15 protein-coding genes are annotated in these 15427 nt (G+C 35.8%); 6 read left to right on the top strand and 9 right to left on the bottom strand.

The window, feature by feature from the left end; all coding sequences use genetic code 11:
- Window positions 1-73: 73 nt before the first annotated feature.
- A complete protein-coding gene (locus tag AC3QL1_RS14150; protein WP_492492302.1) occupies window positions 74-211 on the bottom strand; it encodes a hypothetical protein in 138 nt (45 codons plus the stop codon).
- A gap of 127 nt (window positions 212-338) precedes the next feature.
- Window positions 339-1388: a sensor histidine kinase gene (locus AC3QL1_RS14155; RefSeq protein WP_492492304.1), complete on the bottom strand. Its 1050-nt coding sequence runs from the start codon at window positions 1386-1388 to the stop codon at window positions 339-341.
- A 406-nt stretch (window positions 1389-1794) separates the two neighbouring features.
- Between AC3QL1_RS14155 and AC3QL1_RS14160 the strand changes: the two genes are divergently transcribed.
- Together AC3QL1_RS14160 and AC3QL1_RS14165 are read left to right on the top strand one after the other, a co-directional pair.
- Entirely contained in the window at window positions 1795-2631 is an 837-nt protein-coding gene (locus AC3QL1_RS14160; protein WP_492492306.1) for a sulfite exporter TauE/SafE family protein, read from the top strand.
- A gap of 4 nt (window positions 2632-2635) precedes the next feature.
- Complete coding sequence (locus tag AC3QL1_RS14165) at window positions 2636-3025, top strand: DUF1634 domain-containing protein (protein WP_492492307.1); 390 nt, start codon at window positions 2636-2638, stop codon at window positions 3023-3025.
- Between the two features lie 330 nt (window positions 3026-3355).
- Here AC3QL1_RS14165 and AC3QL1_RS14170 read toward each other — a convergent pair whose 3' ends face one another.
- Entirely contained in the window at window positions 3356-3736 is a 381-nt protein-coding gene (locus AC3QL1_RS14170; RefSeq protein ID WP_492492309.1) for a winged helix-turn-helix transcriptional regulator, read from the bottom strand.
- Between the two features lie 110 nt (window positions 3737-3846).
- Here AC3QL1_RS14170 and AC3QL1_RS14175 point away from each other — a divergent pair, with 110 nt between their 5' ends.
- Window positions 3847-4458, top strand: coding sequence for an FMN-dependent NADH-azoreductase (locus AC3QL1_RS14175; protein WP_492492311.1), 612 nt, complete (start codon window positions 3847-3849; stop codon window positions 4456-4458).
- A gap of 102 nt (window positions 4459-4560) precedes the next feature.
- Here the strand turns inward: AC3QL1_RS14175 and AC3QL1_RS14180 are convergent, their stop codons facing one another.
- Window positions 4561-5841 carry an acetyl-CoA C-acetyltransferase gene (locus tag AC3QL1_RS14180; RefSeq protein WP_492492313.1) on the bottom strand — a complete coding sequence of 427 codons (1281 nt, stop codon included), beginning with the start codon at window positions 5839-5841 and terminating at the stop codon, window positions 4561-4563.
- A gap of 42 nt (window positions 5842-5883) precedes the next feature.
- A complete protein-coding gene (locus tag AC3QL1_RS14185) occupies window positions 5884-6252 on the bottom strand; it encodes a winged helix-turn-helix transcriptional regulator (protein WP_492492315.1) in 369 nt (122 codons plus the stop codon).
- Window positions 6253-6332: 80 nt separating this feature from the next.
- Between AC3QL1_RS14185 and AC3QL1_RS14190 the strand changes: the two genes are divergently transcribed.
- A complete protein-coding gene (locus AC3QL1_RS14190) occupies window positions 6333-7211 on the top strand; it encodes an SDR family oxidoreductase (RefSeq protein ID WP_492492316.1) in 879 nt (292 codons plus the stop codon).
- A 373-nt stretch (window positions 7212-7584) separates the two neighbouring features.
- Here the strand turns inward: AC3QL1_RS14190 and AC3QL1_RS14195 are convergent, their stop codons facing one another.
- The 4 genes from AC3QL1_RS14195 to AC3QL1_RS14210 form a co-directional block, all read right to left on the bottom strand.
- Entirely contained in the window at window positions 7585-9948 is a 2364-nt protein-coding gene (locus AC3QL1_RS14195) for a mechanosensitive ion channel family protein (RefSeq protein ID WP_492492318.1), read from the bottom strand.
- A 322-nt stretch (window positions 9949-10270) separates the two neighbouring features.
- Complete coding sequence (locus AC3QL1_RS14200) at window positions 10271-10657, bottom strand: DUF5367 family protein (protein WP_492492320.1); 387 nt, start codon at window positions 10655-10657, stop codon at window positions 10271-10273.
- 10 nt (window positions 10658-10667) lie between these two features.
- Window positions 10668-11504 carry an NmrA family NAD(P)-binding protein gene (locus AC3QL1_RS14205; protein ID WP_492492322.1) on the bottom strand — a complete coding sequence of 279 codons (837 nt, stop codon included), beginning with the start codon at window positions 11502-11504 and terminating at the stop codon, window positions 10668-10670.
- Between the two features lie 72 nt (window positions 11505-11576).
- Window positions 11577-12455 carry a helix-turn-helix domain-containing protein gene (locus AC3QL1_RS14210; protein ID WP_492492323.1) on the bottom strand — a complete coding sequence of 293 codons (879 nt, stop codon included), beginning with the start codon at window positions 12453-12455 and terminating at the stop codon, window positions 11577-11579.
- A 273-nt stretch (window positions 12456-12728) separates the two neighbouring features.
- Here AC3QL1_RS14210 and AC3QL1_RS14215 point away from each other — a divergent pair, with 273 nt between their 5' ends.
- Both AC3QL1_RS14215 and AC3QL1_RS14220 read left to right on the top strand, forming a co-directional pair.
- Window positions 12729-12968, top strand: a complete 240-nt coding sequence (locus AC3QL1_RS14215; RefSeq protein WP_492492325.1) for a hypothetical protein — start codon at window positions 12729-12731, stop codon at window positions 12966-12968.
- 59 nt (window positions 12969-13027) lie between these two features.
- Window positions 13028-15409, top strand: coding sequence for a hypothetical protein (locus AC3QL1_RS14220; protein WP_492492327.1), 2382 nt, complete (start codon window positions 13028-13030; stop codon window positions 15407-15409).
- Window positions 15410-15427 lie beyond the last annotated feature (18 nt).

Below are 15427 nucleotides of genomic sequence, written 5' to 3' on the forward strand. Positions count from 1 at the left end.
TAGGATGAAAATTACGGTCGCGACGACCGTAATCTTCTCTTTTTTCTATTTTCATAAGAATGTTTTTATGACATTAGTTTTTCTTAGAATTTGCTTTTTTGTCTGTTGTAGACTTAGCAGTGCTTTTTGAAGCAGTTGATTTCATATCAGATTTTTTGTCTGACATTTTTGCACCGGTAGTGCTGCTGGTTTTGTGACTTGAAGTATTCATAATATTAAGGTTTAAATAATTAATATCACAAATTTACCGGCATTTTTTTGCAAATGTTTACAGAAAAACGTTTGTTAATTTCATAATTTACAGATGGTTATGAAAAAAGTAGAAGATTTAGAAGTATTTAAAACCTGCTTTTGAGTACATCAAGCTGATTTTTTAAATTGATTCCTTTTACAGAAAATTTAGATTTTGTCTCAATTGTTGGCAACAACGCCGGAATTTCGATATTAATCAGGGTTCCTTTTTTTTGTTTAGAATCTATAATTAAAGAACCTCGCAGTTTATTAATTCGGGATTCTAAATTAAGAAGGCTAAAACCGTGAATATAATTTTCTGCAGTCACATTCGTGCCGTTGTCCGTAAATAAAACACTCAAATCATTATCAACAAGATTCAGCTGAATTTCAATCTGAGAAGCTTTTGCATGTTTAATCGTATTGTTTAAAAGATCGTGAATAATCTTAAAAACTTCAATTTGAATCAATTCACTTATTGCATCAATTTCTTTTTTGGGAAAAGTAAGAAACGAGATCTTTAATTGGCTGGCAACACTTAAATTGGCAAGATAGGAATCTAAAACATCGCAGAATTTAGTTGGACTAAACTTCTTCGGAACCATTGTATGTGATAAGTTTCGTACTAGTTTATAGGTTTCTTCGAGCTGTAGGTTTATTTTTGTAATGTTGTTTAAATTACTATTGTTCAAATGATTAAGCTGTAGTTTTATAGCAGCTAAATTTCGGCCAATAGTATTATAGATTTCATGCGAAATAAGTTCGCGTTCCTTTTCCTGACCGCTAATCCAGGCTTTAATCAGATTTAATTCCTGCTCTTTTAAAATGCTGTCAATTTTTTGCGAATTGATTTCATCCTGTTTACTGTTTAATAAACGCTGCGCATGCAAACTTCTGTAAGTTTGAACCAAAAGTCCCGTAATCAAAATCAAAATGGATAAAAACACAGTAAGAATAAACATTTGCATATCCTGTTTTTGATTAATAGAAATTATAGTGTTTTTTACAAAAGTGCTTACAATTGTATTGAATATTAAAGAAGAATGAGAGTTGTAAGCAGAAGAAATAATAGCTTTTTGAGGTGCTGTCTGAGCCTGCAAACCAAATGACAATACAAAAAATGACAATAAATAAAGCCTTTTTATACAAATTACCATAAGCGTAGTTTTTTAATCAATAAATAAATTATTAAAAGTTAAAGTCTTGTAAATTTGGGATTTATAAGAATAACGCAATTTTTTTTGCGCACTAAAAATAATACAAAACAATGAATAAGCGCTTTTTTTAAATCAATTTTTTGAAGAAGGATTTTGCTTTTATTCAAGATGAAAATGCGGTATTTATTTCATAGCGAACAAATTACAGATCCAAATCATAATTTTCGTAATCAAATGCCTATTTTTTGCATTTTTAAGAATTTTTAAGGCATTTTTAAGATTGCACTTATTTAGTTGAAAAACAATGAGTTTACTCAAATTGTGAGCATTTTATTATAGAAATGCAAAACATAATATTCAAATAGCCAATATGTATTCGTAAATTAGTTGCCAAATAATATACCACATGACAGTACTTACATTTACCCTGATTATGATTCTGGGGGCCTTCCTGGCTGGTTTTATAGGTTCATTATCAGGATTAGGCGGCGGAATTATTATCATACCACTTTTAACGGTCGTTCTTGGAGTTGATATTCATTATGCCATCGGAGCGGCTTTAGTTTCTGTAATTGCAACATCTTCAGGATCTGCTGCTGCTTATGTTAAGGAAGGAATAACCAATATGCGTTTGGGAATTTTTCTGGAAATTGCCACTACAATTGGCGCAGTTGGCGGCGCTTTACTATCTGCCATTGCACCAACTTCATTTATAGCCGTTTTATTCGGATTGACTTTAATTTTCTCGGCAATTAATTCTTTGCGAAAAAAAGAAGAACACATCGTTTTAGAATCAAGTCCATTAGCAAAAAAACTACATTTAGAAGGAACATATCCAACACACGACGGACAAGTCGTGCGTTACGGAACCAAAAATGTTATTGGTGGTTTCAGCATGATGGGACTTGCCGGAATGATGTCCGGTTTATTAGGAATTGGTTCGGGAGCTTTTAAAGTAATTGCAATGGATAATATCATGCGAATTCCGTTTAAGGTTTCAACCACAACCAGCAATTTTATGATGGGCGTTACCGCAATGGCGAGTTCTGTTATTTACATTCAGAAAGGCTATATCGAACCCGGAATTTGTATGCCTGTTGTAATTGGCGTATTGTTTGGCGCAATGGCCGGAGCCAAAATATTAGTAAAAACAAACCCGAAAAAACTACGCATCTTTTTTGCCTGCCTGATTTTTGTTTTGGCAATAAACATGATTTATAACGGACTTAATGGAAAAATCTAAAAGTATGTCACAGGAAAAATTTGGAGAAAAAGATTTTCAAACCATTATTGGCAATTTATTGCGTTACGGCGTATGGATTTCGTTATCAGTAGCTTTTATAGGAGGAATCATTTATTTAATGCATCACGGTTACGATATCGAGAACTATTCTGTATTTAAAGAAAACGACAGAAATATTTTTGAAGTAATTGCAGCCGTTTATCAAGGCGTAATCAGCGGAAGCGGGGAGTCGATTATATTTTTTGGTGTAATACTGTTGTTTCTTACGCCGGTATTTCGTGTTTTACTTTCGTTATTTTCTTTCCTTTTAGAAAAAGATTATCTGTACGTTGTTATCACCACGATTGTCATCGGAATAATTATCCTGAGTATTTCATTTGGATTTTCGCATTGAGAAAAAGATTTTAGAAGAAAGAATATAGAATATAGAATATAGAATATAGAATATAGAATATAGAATATAGAATACAGATTTTAGAATACAGATTTTAGATTTTATTTCACGCAGATTAGCTGATTTTTCCACAGTATTTCCATGCAGTTGTCATTTCGAGGAACGAGGGATCTCCGCAAGTAGCTCCGTCAGCAAAAGTCACCAATCTTTGTAGAGTTACTTGCGGAGATCCCTCGTTCCTCGGGATGACAAAAGCGATTAAATCTGCGTTTAGTAAATCACGTTTTCCAAAGATTTTTAATTTTTAATTCTCAATTTTTAATTAAAAATCTATTTTCCAATAATTTCCTTGCGGTGTAATTCGCCCCAGTCTTTCAAAGCCATAATAACATTCGTAAGCGATTGACTGTGTTGCGTTCGTGCATATTCAACCGTTGGCGGAAACGTGTCGTAAACCGTTCTTGTAACCAGTTTATTTACTTCCATATCTTTAAGTTCCTTTGAAAGCATTTTATCCGTAATTCCGTTAATGTCTTTCGAAATTTCCTTAAAACGTTTCGGTCGGTTAGACAAAGCGATTAGAATAGGCAATTTCCATCTTCCGCTTAAAACCTCCAAAGCATCTCTTACCGGTAATAATGCCGCCATGCATTCTTTGGGTTCGCAGTTTTTTTCTGCAATAATTTTTTCAACTTCAGTCGCTGTTTCCATATTTTTTGTGTTACTATCTTCGAGGATAGCGCTATCCTCCGGGATAGTACTATAAAAGAGATAGTAAATATAGATAAGTTTGTATCATAAAACAAAATAATACTAAAATTATGAGCAAAAGGATTCTGAATATAACTTCAAGTTTAAAAGGAGATGCTTCGTTTAGCATACAATTGTCAAATGCTATTCTTGAAAAACTGAAAGCTGAATATCCGGATAGTCAGGTGAAAACTTCTGATCTTTCAAAAGCCCCTTCACCATATTTGGACGGATTAAATTTAGGTGCATTTTATACACCTGCAGAATCCCATACAGCAGAACAGCAAGCAGCAGTTCAATATTCAAACGAAGCAATAAAAGATTTATTAGAAGCTGATATTATCGTAATTGGTGTGCCAATGTACAATTTCGGAATTCCGGCAGTTTTAAAAGGCTGGATCGACCAGGTGGCAAGGGCAGGAGCGACATTTAGTTACGCAGACGGTTCGCCAAAAGGATTGGTAACTAATAAAAAAGTATACTTATCAATTGCATCCGGAGCCATATTTTCTGATGGTCCGTACAAATCTTATGATTTCTCAGAGCCTTATTTACGCGCTGTACTAGGATTTTTAGGCATGACAGATGTTTCTGTTTTCCGTGTAGAAGGAACCGCAATTCCTGATTTTGCCGAAGCTGCTTTACCAAAAGCTTTGGCAAGCGTTGAAGAATTTGCTTTTTAAAATTAAAAGTTTGCCACGAATTGCACTAATTTTCGCGAATTATTTATTTGCATATACGCAAAGATAAATTAGTGAAAATTCGTGTAATTCGTGGCAAAAAAATTACTTCTCAATAATCATCGTTATTCCCTGACCGCCTGCAGCACAAATCGAAATAAATCCTTTTCCCGATCCTTTTTCGTTAAGCAGTTTTGCCATCACCCCAATAATTCTTCCGCCTGTAGCTGCAAATGGATGCGCTGCTGCCAGACTGCTTCCTTTTACATTCAGTTTGCTTCTGTCGATCGCACCAAGCGTTTTCTTTAAACCTAAAGAAGCGCTAAGTTCAGGACTTTCCCAAATTTTTAAAGTTGCCAGAACCTGAGCGGCAAAAGCTTCGTGAATTTCATAAAAATCAAAATCCTGCAAAGTCATATTTGCTTTTTCCAGCATTCGCGTAGCGGCAAATACCGGCGCAAGCAATAAGTTTTGCTGATTTTTTACATATTCAACCGCTGCCAATTCAGCATGTGTGATGTAAGCCAGAATAGGTAAATTATGTTCTTTTGCCCATTCTTCGCTGGCTAAAAGTATGCTTGAGGCACCATCCGTAAGCGGAGTAGAGTTTCCTGCAGTAAGCGTTCCGTTTGTTTTATCAAAAGCAGGAGGTAGTTTTGCCAGTTTTTCTAAAGTACTGTCTTTTCTAAGATTATTATCTCTTTCAAGTCCGTTAAAAGGCGTAATCATATCATCGAAAAAACCTTCGTCATACGCTTTTGCCATATTCAAATGACTTTGAAGCGCGAGTTTATCCTGCTCTTCTCTCGGAATCTGATAATATTTTGCAGTGATTTCTGTATGTCCGCCCATCGAAAGTCCCGTTTGTGCTTCTTCGTTTCGAGGAACAAGCGGACTCAAATCTTTTGGTCTTAATTGCAAAAACAATTTTATTTTTTCTCCAAGCGATTTTGCTTTTCTCGCTCCAAGCAATATTTTTCTCAGTTTTTCACTCACCGCAATTGGCATATCACTAATAGAATCTACGCCACAGGCAATTCCGGATTCAATTTGACCAAGCGCAATTTTGTTCGCAATATAAATGGCACTTTCAATACCGGTATCACAAGCTTGCTGTAAATCGCAGGCAGGAGTTGCAGGATCAAGAGCCGTTTTCATAACAGATTCCCTAATCAGATTATTATCCATTGTATGTTTGATCACCGCGCCGCCCACAACTTCACCAAGTAATTCGCCTTTCAGGTTATATTTATCTACAAGACCGTTGAGCGTGGCAGTCATCATTTGCAAATTACTAACATCTGAATAGAATGTATTTGCCCTTGCAAACGGGATTCGGTTATAACCTACAATAGCAACCTTTCTAATTTTACCGTTATTTTCCATAGTAATGATTTTGTTAAATTTATATTGGATTGTTAATTTTGTTTATTCCACACTAAAAACACCATCTTTTTCCTGAAACGCCCAAGTGGCCATTGCATGAATAACAGGCACTAAACCGTTTCCGGCATTGCTTAATCGGTACGTGACAAAGGGCGGAACAACAGGTTTTGCTTCCCTGATAACCAGACCATCTGTTTCTAATTGCTTTAAATGCTGAATCAGCATTTTTTCGGTTATTGCCGGGATTTCTCTTTTTAATTCGCTGTAACGCTTGGTTCCGGTCGATAAATGATAGAGAATAATAGGTTTCCAATAGCCTCCAATTTTTTCCATTACATACGTCACAGGACAATTGTCCAGAGCATATTGCTTATTTTCCTGTATAGTCGAAGATTCTTTAATTGCTGTCATGATACATACTTTAGGGTAAGTACTTGTATAAAAGTAAGTACAAATATACCTTTGTTCCTGTAATAAAAAAACTATTTAAGATGAAAATTATCATATCAGGTTCTTTAGGGAACATCGGAAAACCATTGGCAAAAGAACTTATTGCCGCAGGACACGCAGTAACAATCATTAGCAGTAATGCTGACAGAAAAACCGAAATTGAAAATTTAGGCGCAAAAGCAGCAATTGGTTCTGTTAGGGACGCCGATTTTTTGGCAGAAACATTCGCCGGCGCCGATTCCCTTTTTACGATGACGCCACCAAACCTGGGCGGTTCAAACGTAATTGAAAATACAGTGAACGCAGGAAATGCTTTTGCAGCAGCAATAAACAAAGCAGGAGTAAAGCGGGTTGTCATGTTAAGCAGTATTGGTGCCGATCAGGAGAACGGAACGGGTCCAATCGCCGGATTGCACCAAATCGAAAAAATCTACAGTAAATTAGAAAATACAGCAGTTACTTTTTTACGTGCCGGATTTTTCTTCAACAATTTTTATAATGATGTGCCAATGATAAAAGGCGCCGGAATTATCGGGGCTAATTATCCTTCAGACACAAAAATGCCATTTGTACACCCGGAAGATATTGCAGCGGCTGCGGCACAGGAATTACAAAAAGAGACAACAGGAAAAAATGTCCGTTATATCATCAGCGATGTTCGCACGCCAGGCGATGCAGCGAAAGTATTAGGAACTGCAATTGATAAAACCGATTTACCATGGATTGAATTTACAGACGAACAATCTCTACAAGGAATGACGCAAGCCGGATTACCGGAAGAAATTGCAGGTTTGTATACAGAAATGGGTTCGGGTTTAAGAAGCGGAAAAATTTCACAAGATTTCCTGAGTAATAATTATTCTGTTGATGGAAAAATAAAATTGGAAGATTTTGCAAAAGAATTTGCTGAGAAATTTTAATCATAAAGTGTAGTCCCAACATATAATCTCTCGGAGATATTTTATTTCACTTAGAACATTGGTCGTGGTAACTTGAAATTAATCTGCCCAACAATTTCTCTGGAATATTTTTTATTACTCCGTTAGGAGTTAAATGTTGGTAGATTAAATGTTGGTAGAATTAACAAGATTCAAAGTAAAAATATCCCGTAGGGATTACACTAAATGTCACAGCATTGACTTAAAGTAATTGTTTAATAAGTTATTGAAAAAAAGCCTGTTAATAATCGGTACATGATTTAACGCAACTAAATTGCGTATTCTTAAACATTAATAAAAAAGCCGCCAAAATATTTCGTTTGACGGCTTTTTTTATAATTATGAATTAAAAATTTTATGTTGAAAAAGTTAATCCTTTCGCTTTAAAATTACTATACAAAGTCTGACGAGCGCCACTAACGGTTTCTTCAGTTCTGTAAATACTACACCAGAACTTGATCAGGATTTTATATTTTCCATCAGAAATAGAAGTGTAATAAATTTGCGAAGGTTTGCTGTTATTTACCAAGGGAAGACTTTCTAAAGATTTAGTAATAATTTCATTAATATCTTCGGGAGTTGTTTCTCCGGTTATTTCGATCGAAATATCAACCAGTTTAAAATTGTCGGTATACGTCCAGTTTGTGATATTTTGAGATAACAAATTACCATTCGGAATAATAATTTCGGCACCGTTTGGCGCGTTGATTTTCGTCGTACGCAATCCCATCGATTTTACACGTCCGGATTCTGAACTAATATCGATAACATCTCCAATTTGAATTGGCTTATCAAAAATCAAAATAATACCCGATACGAAGTTGTTCACTACATTTTGAAGTCCAAGTCCAACACCGACACCTAATGCGCCTAAAAGTATGCTTAATTTATCCAAAGGCATTCCCGAAGCCGCAACTGCCAGAAGATAACCAACGATTAAAACGACAAGTCGCGTGATAAGCAATTTAGAATGTTGTCTTTTGTTGATGTTTTCTTCATTTTCGTCATCAATCTCACCAAAAAAGTATGCCACATATTTTTGAAGTAAATGCGCCACCCAGATAATGATAAAAAACAAAACAATGTTTCCTAACGTAAAAGTGATGCTTCCAATCGTGTTGGGATGACTTAGCAAAGAAGCCAAAGAAGTGCGTAAAGATTCCCACACATTCAAATTTGAAGCAATTACAACCAGCCACATATAGCTAATTACAATGATAAACGGCTTTTTAAGTGTTTCGGATAAATGTTCGTAATCAAAAATCTTTTCGATTCCGCGTTTGATTCTGGTGGTATAAATTTGTAAAATGATGATTTCCAGAATGATTTTCAAAAGAACGCTCAATGCTACAATCTGCGTAAGCGAAATAAAAGCTGTTAAACTCAACATGTTTGAAATAGAAACCCTTCCAAAAATGTTATGCAGAATTGAAAGCACATTTAAGCCAATAAACAGAATCGTAGCCCATTTAAAAAATCCTTTGATGTATAATTCGCTTTTTAAGCTCTTAATTTGTACCAAACCATATCTGATGCCTAAAATATTGATTGCGATAAAACAGCAGCGTTGAAATAAGCCTACGCTCACAAATAAGTCTAAAAAGCAAAGGATAAAAAACAATCCTAAAAGGAAAAGCCAGTTTCGCATGGAAACACCCGACCATTTATTTTTGAAAAGAATCGTCAGAAGTCCCAGTAAAATCAGGTGAAGAAACTCGATAAACAGGGCAGGAGCATATAAATTGCCCACAACGGCAATGTTTAAAGCAATAACCGCAACCGGAATGATTACACCTCTGTTTAAATATTTGAAATTAAAAAGCGATAAATTTTCACCATGTCCGTTTTCTCTCAGGTATTTTAAATTGCGCGAAATGTACCAGCCCAGGATTCCCATCAAAATCGCAAGGGAAATTAATCCGCCGGCGCGATAGCTTAAATAATAAGCTGCCACACTTTCTTCGATAATGACTTTTGCTCCGATATTTTGAGCTACTTTTTCTTTTGGTACAGAATCGTTGATGCTCCATAAAAAAGGATATTCTTTTTTGCGCATACTAATTCCCGACTGTTCCAGTTTATTCTCAACTGCAATCAAAGCGTTTGATACTGCAATTTTTCTTTCAACAGTCAATCGTTTGTTGTTATTCAAAATCCCCTGATTTTTAGTCATCAGGCTGTCCGTGGCTTTGTATCTTTTTCTAAGATTGGCAAATTCCTGTTTGAATTGCTTGCGGCGAATCGTATCTTTTATCAGCCCCATCAGGGTTTTATCCTTACGAAGCTCAATAAATCGGTCTTTGATTTTTTCAAGATTCTGATTTCTCAGGTTGATCGCCGTGTTTTGTTCCTCAAGCTGTTGTTGAATTTCTTTTAGAACAATGCGATACATTTGCTGATTGCGCGCATTTGGGTTCGCACCTTTCAGACTGTTTAAAATTAAATCAAGTTTGCTTTGGGTTCTTTTTATTTCGCCAAACAGGTGATGACTGGCACCGTCAAAATCGGCATCGTTAAAAGCAGTTTCCATCGCGGCACTCGCTTTTTCAATTGCCATTAAATAATCGCTGTCGGTCGCGCTTTCTTCAAATAATTTTGAACGTGTTTCTTTTTTCGGCTTTTCCGTTTTTGAAGAGTCAGTTTGCGAATAGGAGACCGGCGCAAAAAGCAATCCAAAAAACAAGATTAGTAAACCAATAAAACTTCTTTTTAGAATCATAATTTTTTGTGTGAATTAGGGTTTCCAAATGTAAATTTTTTTAGCAAACTTTCGGTAGAAAATCAGAAGATTTAAGATAAGTTTATTTTTAAGATTGTTATAGATTTGGCTTGTAAAAAATAAAGTTTATTTTGACCTGAAATTATTGCTTTTTTGATCAAAATAAAAATGTAACTTTTGTGTAACTTTTTTATAATTGTATTGTAAACCAGATTTTTAATTGTATTTATTTAAATTGATAATAGAATAGTAAATAAAAAAAAATCCAATTTGCTAAAATTGGATTTTTTTCTCGTTTTAAAGAAGACTTTTTTATCAAAAATTACCTTTTAGGTTTAATTTTTATAAACCAAAAACAATAAACAGTAATGCAATTTATGGTCGCCAAAATCCAAAGTATCGGACTGCTGAAAAAGCTGTAATAACTCCTTCCATTCGGAATTTCGACAAAAGGAACCGTTATTAAAGCGTCTAAAAACAAGGCTGTTAGCGACATTATAATTCCAAGTAATAATCCGTGAAGTTTTATTCCGTTTTTATAATAAAATAAAGCACTTTCATTTGAATATAAAACTATGAAAATCATTACTATTACAGCTTGTGTATTAAAGGAATTATTTATTAATGGAATAAAGCCCAAAATATAGAAGGAAAGACTCACGCAAAGCCATACAAAAAAGCCCGGCAAGAAAATTAGAAGATATTTCATAGCGATAATTTTAGACATTTATAGTGTTCCAAATTCCGGTTTTTGCGGCTTCTTTTGCATAGGTTGAAAAGTCAGTTGCTTTGCGTCCTAAAACCTTTTCGATGTCATTTGTCACATAAGAATTTCTTCCGTCTAAAACTTGTTCAAACAGATAATTGATGAGCCAAATATGATCTTCAGGGACCTGATATTCCTGTAGCATTTGAGTGTATTCTTCTAAAGATAATGCCTGAAACTGAATCTCTTTATTGCTCGCTTTTGCAATTTCGGCGACAGCCTCAGGAAAAGTCAGTAATCGCGAACCTGTAAGTTCATAAGTCTGTCCGTTGTGTTTGTCGTGCAAAAGACACTCTGCAACCACATCAGCAATATCGTCAGCATCTGTAAAAGGTTCAAGCGCTTCAGCTCTGGGCAAAGCTACAAAACCGGCTAATATTGGTTCCAGAAAAAAGCTTTCGCTAAAGTTTTGATTAAACCAGCTTGCTCTTACAATCGTCCAGTTTTTGGCGGTATTCTTTATAATTTCCTCGCAAATCTGTGCTTCTTTTTCGCCTCGTCCGGATAATAAAACCATTTTTTGTACCCCAAGTTTCGTGGCTAAAAAAGTAAATTTCTGAATGATTTCTGGCGCATATGGAACCGCCAAATCGGGCTGAAAAGTAATATAAACAGCGTCAATTTCCGTTAAAACGCTATTCCAGGTTTCAGGATTTTCCCAGTCAAAAGGAATTTCTGCAGTACGCGAACCTGTTCTGATTTCTATTCCGTCATTATTTTGCAAACGTTTAACTAGGCGTTTTCCTGTTTTTCCATTAGCTCCAAGAACTAAAATTTTCTTTGTTTTCATATCAATATTTTTTAAGGTTAATATTGATACAAAGATGTTCAGGAATGCATTAAATCATTTGTTGCAAAAGAATTACGATTTGTTTGAAAAGCATTTTTGTCGGACTTCATTTGGGCGTGACCCAAACTTTTTATAAAAAGCATTCGAGAACGAACTCAGACTTTCATAACCTACTTCCCAAGCTGATTCCTGAACAGTTTTATCACTATTTTGCAATAACTCATAAGCCTTATTAAGCCGTTCTTCCTGAATATATTTGAAAACCGGAATGCCAAAAAGTTCCTTAAAGTTCTTTTTTAGCTTGTTGCTGTTAAGTCCAACCATTTTAGAAAGTTGAGTAATCGATGGCGGCTGCGAATACTGATGTGTTACAATCTCTTTGGCTTCATAAAGTTTGTTTTTATCTTTCTCCGAAAAATCACTTTTTTGATCGCTTGCCAGTAAGCCGTAAAAGTGAGAAAGCAATTCATTTATCTGGCTTTTTAAAAACAATAATCTGGTGTTTCCGGTATAAGTGGTATTGAAAATTTTCTGAACGGCAAGCTGCATATCAAGCGTCATATAAAACGACGGACCTTTGACAAAATGTTCTTTCGGATTTAATAAATCAGGCAAATGTTTCTCAAAAATCTCTTTTTCTGCCGGAGACAACAAGTGCATGTTTTTTAATTTCGAAAAAATACTAATCGATTGTAAGGGCTTGTCAGGTTCTATTTTATGAGCGAATTCTACTTTCTGATTTCCAAAAAAGCAAATCGCCAAACCTGTGGTATTCGTTAGATATTTGGTTTGCTGGTTGTGTTTTATTTCTAATTCGACATTTCCGGAACCATAAAAAGCAAATCCAACAGCATCGCCGTCAATTTCACATTTCTGGACAAATGTTTCTGATGCGTTTGACTGCTCAATTAAAACAATAAAATCATTCAATTCGATAATATCTGTTGTCATTGCAATGATTGTTTTGAATTTTCTGCTTTTTTACAAATGCTAATATAAATATATTTTGGTGACACTGTTGGCTTTAAAAAGGGCTTTTGTCGTTTTTATGATGTTTCAAAATAGCACAGTTGATGTTTCATTTTATAGAATGAAACCTATTTGTAAGATTTCGTGTAAGACTTATTGATAATTTAGTGGTTATCAAAATGCAGCGTTTTGATAAATCGGTTTGTATTGTTTTGAGGATTTAATTTTACCTAATTATTTAATACAGAAACATCTATGTCTCTTCCTAACGAATTATACAACGCAAAATTTGCTGAATATATCGATTCTCTCAAAATTTTATATTTAGTAGACGATAAATTCAAAACAATGTGCGATGACTATTGTAACAGTAAATCAAATACTGAAAAATACAGGAAAAAATTTGAAAAAGACTTTCGTCATAAGTTAGAATATGAAAATTTATCCAAAGAATTAGAAGAAGAAATACTGATTTACCTGATCAGAAAAGAGTAAACGCAGAACCCATACGAGACTGAAATAAAATAAAATGGTATCAAATAATCGATTAAATTATGAAAAAAGGACTTTCTATACTAGTAGTATTTAGTTTTGTTTTGATTTTGTTTTCCTGTAAAAAGGATAAAAAAGACGAAGAACTTGCAGCAGTTGTAAAACCATCAACGGCAGATTCTATCGCCACAACAGATATTGGCTGGCCACGTGAAGTAAATATAAACGGATCAAAATTAGTGTATTACCAGCCGCAGGTCGATCAATGGAAGGATTTTAAAGAAATAACGGCAGAAATAGCCTTTTCTCTGACTCCAAAAGGCGGAAAAGAAGTTTTGGGAGTCGCTTCTATGCAGGCAGAAACTTTGGTTGATAAAGATTCCAGAAATGTTTTTTTTAAAAATTTTGAAGTTACAGACGTCAGATTTCCCGCTCTCGATGAAAAAAAAGAACCGGAAATGGAAAAATTATTTAAAGAATTGATTCCAAAATCTGGAAATCCAATTGCGTTAGACCGCGTTATGGCTGACTTGAGTCATAACAATAATCCGCCAAAAGGCGTGGCTGTTAAAAATGATGCACCGCCAATTTACTACAGCACAAATCCGTCCATTTTGTTAATTGTGGAAGGCGAACCGGTTTTGGCGCCAATTGAAAAATCAAATCTAAGTTATGTTGTAAACACAAACTGGGATTTATTTTTTGATAAATCTTCAAAAAAATACTTTTTATTGGTCGAAAATATCTGGCTTACAGCTACAGATTTAAAAGGAAAATGGACAAAAACTCAAAGTTTACCAAAGGAAATGAGCGATTTGCCGTCCGGACAAAACTTTGATGATGTCAAAAAGATGATTCCGCCACAAACAGAAAATGTCAATTTAGAAGTCTTTTTTAGCAATAAACCAGCAGAACTTATAGCCGTAAATGGAGCGCCGAAATTTGTAAAAGTTCCGGGAACGCAATTAATGTATATTGACAATACGGACAATGACGTTTTTGCCGATGAAAAAGACGGGCAATATTATGTTTTACTGTCAGGCAGATGGTTCAAATCTAAAGAATTAACTGGCCCATGGACTTATGCAACGACTAGTTTGCCGGCAGATTTTGCAAAAATCCCTAAAGATTCTCCGCGTGCCAGTGTATTATCGTCAGTTCCTGGCACTCAGGAAGCCTCAGATGCAGTTTTGCTTGCTCAGGTTCCTACAACAGCCATCATAAAAAAAGCAGATGCTGAAGCAAAAGCAAAAGTAAATTATGACGGAGCGCCTCAGTTTAAACCAATTGAGGGAACATCGCTTCAATATGCGAGCAACACGCAGGAAAAAGTGATCAAAGTGGGAGATATGTATTATTTGTGCTTTCAGGCAGTTTGGTTTATGTCAACAAATCCAAATGGTCCGTGGAAGGTAACTAATTCAGTTCCAACAGAAATTTATACGATTCCGCCAAGTTCTCCGGTTTATAATGTGACGTATGTTACTCAGACAAATGTTACCGATACAACCGTAAAAAGCAGTACAACAGCGGGTTATTTTGGAGCTTTTATAGTTGGCGCTATGTTTGGCGCGGTTCTTACCTACGGGACTGGATTTTATTATCCGCCTTATTTTTATTACGGTCCAATGTATCCTATTTATCGTCCGTGGCCTTGTACGTACGGTATTGGAGCGGTTTATAACCCGTGGACAGGAGGTTGGGCAGCGGGAAGAGCGGTTTATGGTCCTTATGGATCTGCCGGATCTGCAGCCTGGTACAATCCTGCAACCGGAAGATATGGCCGTGCAGCAAGCGTTCAGGGCTGGTACGGAGGCAGAACCGTCGCGCATGCCTATAATCCGTGGACAGGAAATTACGGAGCCACAGCGCAAGGTCACAATGCCTATGCACAATGGGGACATTCCGCGGCATCAAATGGTCGCGACTGGGTGCAAACCGGACATATTACGACAAGACAGGGAAGTGTGGTTGGATATAAAACTTCCGGTGGAAATGAAGGCGTAATCACACATCACAGAGGCGGCGGAACTACGATTCATACCAATAATAATCTATACGCCGGTCACGATGGTCATGTTTATAAAAAAGATGCTAACGGAAACTGGAGTCATTATAACAACGGAAACGGCGGATGGACACAGGCAGGAACTTTAGGTTCTACGCAGCGTTCAGGAGATAAAATTCAAAATGCGGGAGACCGAATTCAAAACAATAATCTGCAAAAACCGGATAAAGTTTTGGGTCAGCCAAATAAACCCCTTGGAGATGCAGGTCGCGCCAGTACAATTGAAGGTTTAAACCATTCTGATTTTGCAAGAGATCGCGGTGAAACGCAAACGCGAAACTTTCAAAATTTCCAGCGAAGCAGCGGTGGTGTTAATGGTGGCGGATTTAGAAGCGGAGGATTCAGAGGAGGCGGCGGTTTTAGAGGGCGCCGATAAAATATTATACTTTATTAT

The sequence above is a fragment of the Flavobacterium sp. GW823-FHT04A11 genome (assembly GCF_058796535.1).

What these genes read in the sequence shown, in the direction of transcription:
- AC3QL1_RS14150 (WP_492492302.1), bottom strand. Translation starts at nt 211, where the DNA reads ATGAATACTTCAAGTCACAAAACCAGCAGCACTACCGGTGCAAAAATG.
- AC3QL1_RS14155 (WP_492492304.1), bottom strand. Translation starts at nt 1,388, where the DNA reads ATGGTAATTTGTATAAAAAGGCTTTATTTATTGTCATTTTTTGTATTG.
- AC3QL1_RS14160 (WP_492492306.1), top strand. Translation starts at nt 1,795, where the DNA reads ATGACAGTACTTACATTTACCCTGATTATGATTCTGGGGGCCTTCCTG.
- AC3QL1_RS14165 (WP_492492307.1), top strand. Translation starts at nt 2,636, where the DNA reads ATGTCACAGGAAAAATTTGGAGAAAAAGATTTTCAAACCATTATTGGC.
- AC3QL1_RS14170 (WP_492492309.1), bottom strand. Translation starts at nt 3,736, where the DNA reads ATGGAAACAGCGACTGAAGTTGAAAAAATTATTGCAGAAAAAAACTGC.
- AC3QL1_RS14175 (WP_492492311.1), top strand. Translation starts at nt 3,847, where the DNA reads ATGAGCAAAAGGATTCTGAATATAACTTCAAGTTTAAAAGGAGATGCT.
- AC3QL1_RS14180 (WP_492492313.1), bottom strand. Translation starts at nt 5,841, where the DNA reads ATGGAAAATAACGGTAAAATTAGAAAGGTTGCTATTGTAGGTTATAAC.
- AC3QL1_RS14185 (WP_492492315.1), bottom strand. Translation starts at nt 6,252, where the DNA reads ATGACAGCAATTAAAGAATCTTCGACTATACAGGAAAATAAGCAATAT.
- AC3QL1_RS14190 (WP_492492316.1), top strand. Translation starts at nt 6,333, where the DNA reads ATGAAAATTATCATATCAGGTTCTTTAGGGAACATCGGAAAACCATTG.
- AC3QL1_RS14195 (WP_492492318.1), bottom strand. Translation starts at nt 9,948, where the DNA reads ATGATTCTAAAAAGAAGTTTTATTGGTTTACTAATCTTGTTTTTTGGA.
- AC3QL1_RS14200 (WP_492492320.1), bottom strand. Translation starts at nt 10,657, where the DNA reads ATGAAATATCTTCTAATTTTCTTGCCGGGCTTTTTTGTATGGCTTTGC.
- AC3QL1_RS14205 (WP_492492322.1), bottom strand. Translation starts at nt 11,504, where the DNA reads ATGAAAACAAAGAAAATTTTAGTTCTTGGAGCTAATGGAAAAACAGGA.
- AC3QL1_RS14210 (WP_492492323.1), bottom strand. Translation starts at nt 12,455, where the DNA reads ATGACAACAGATATTATCGAATTGAATGATTTTATTGTTTTAATTGAG.
- AC3QL1_RS14215 (WP_492492325.1), top strand. Translation starts at nt 12,729, where the DNA reads ATGTCTCTTCCTAACGAATTATACAACGCAAAATTTGCTGAATATATC.
- AC3QL1_RS14220 (WP_492492327.1), top strand. Translation starts at nt 13,028, where the DNA reads ATGAAAAAAGGACTTTCTATACTAGTAGTATTTAGTTTTGTTTTGATT.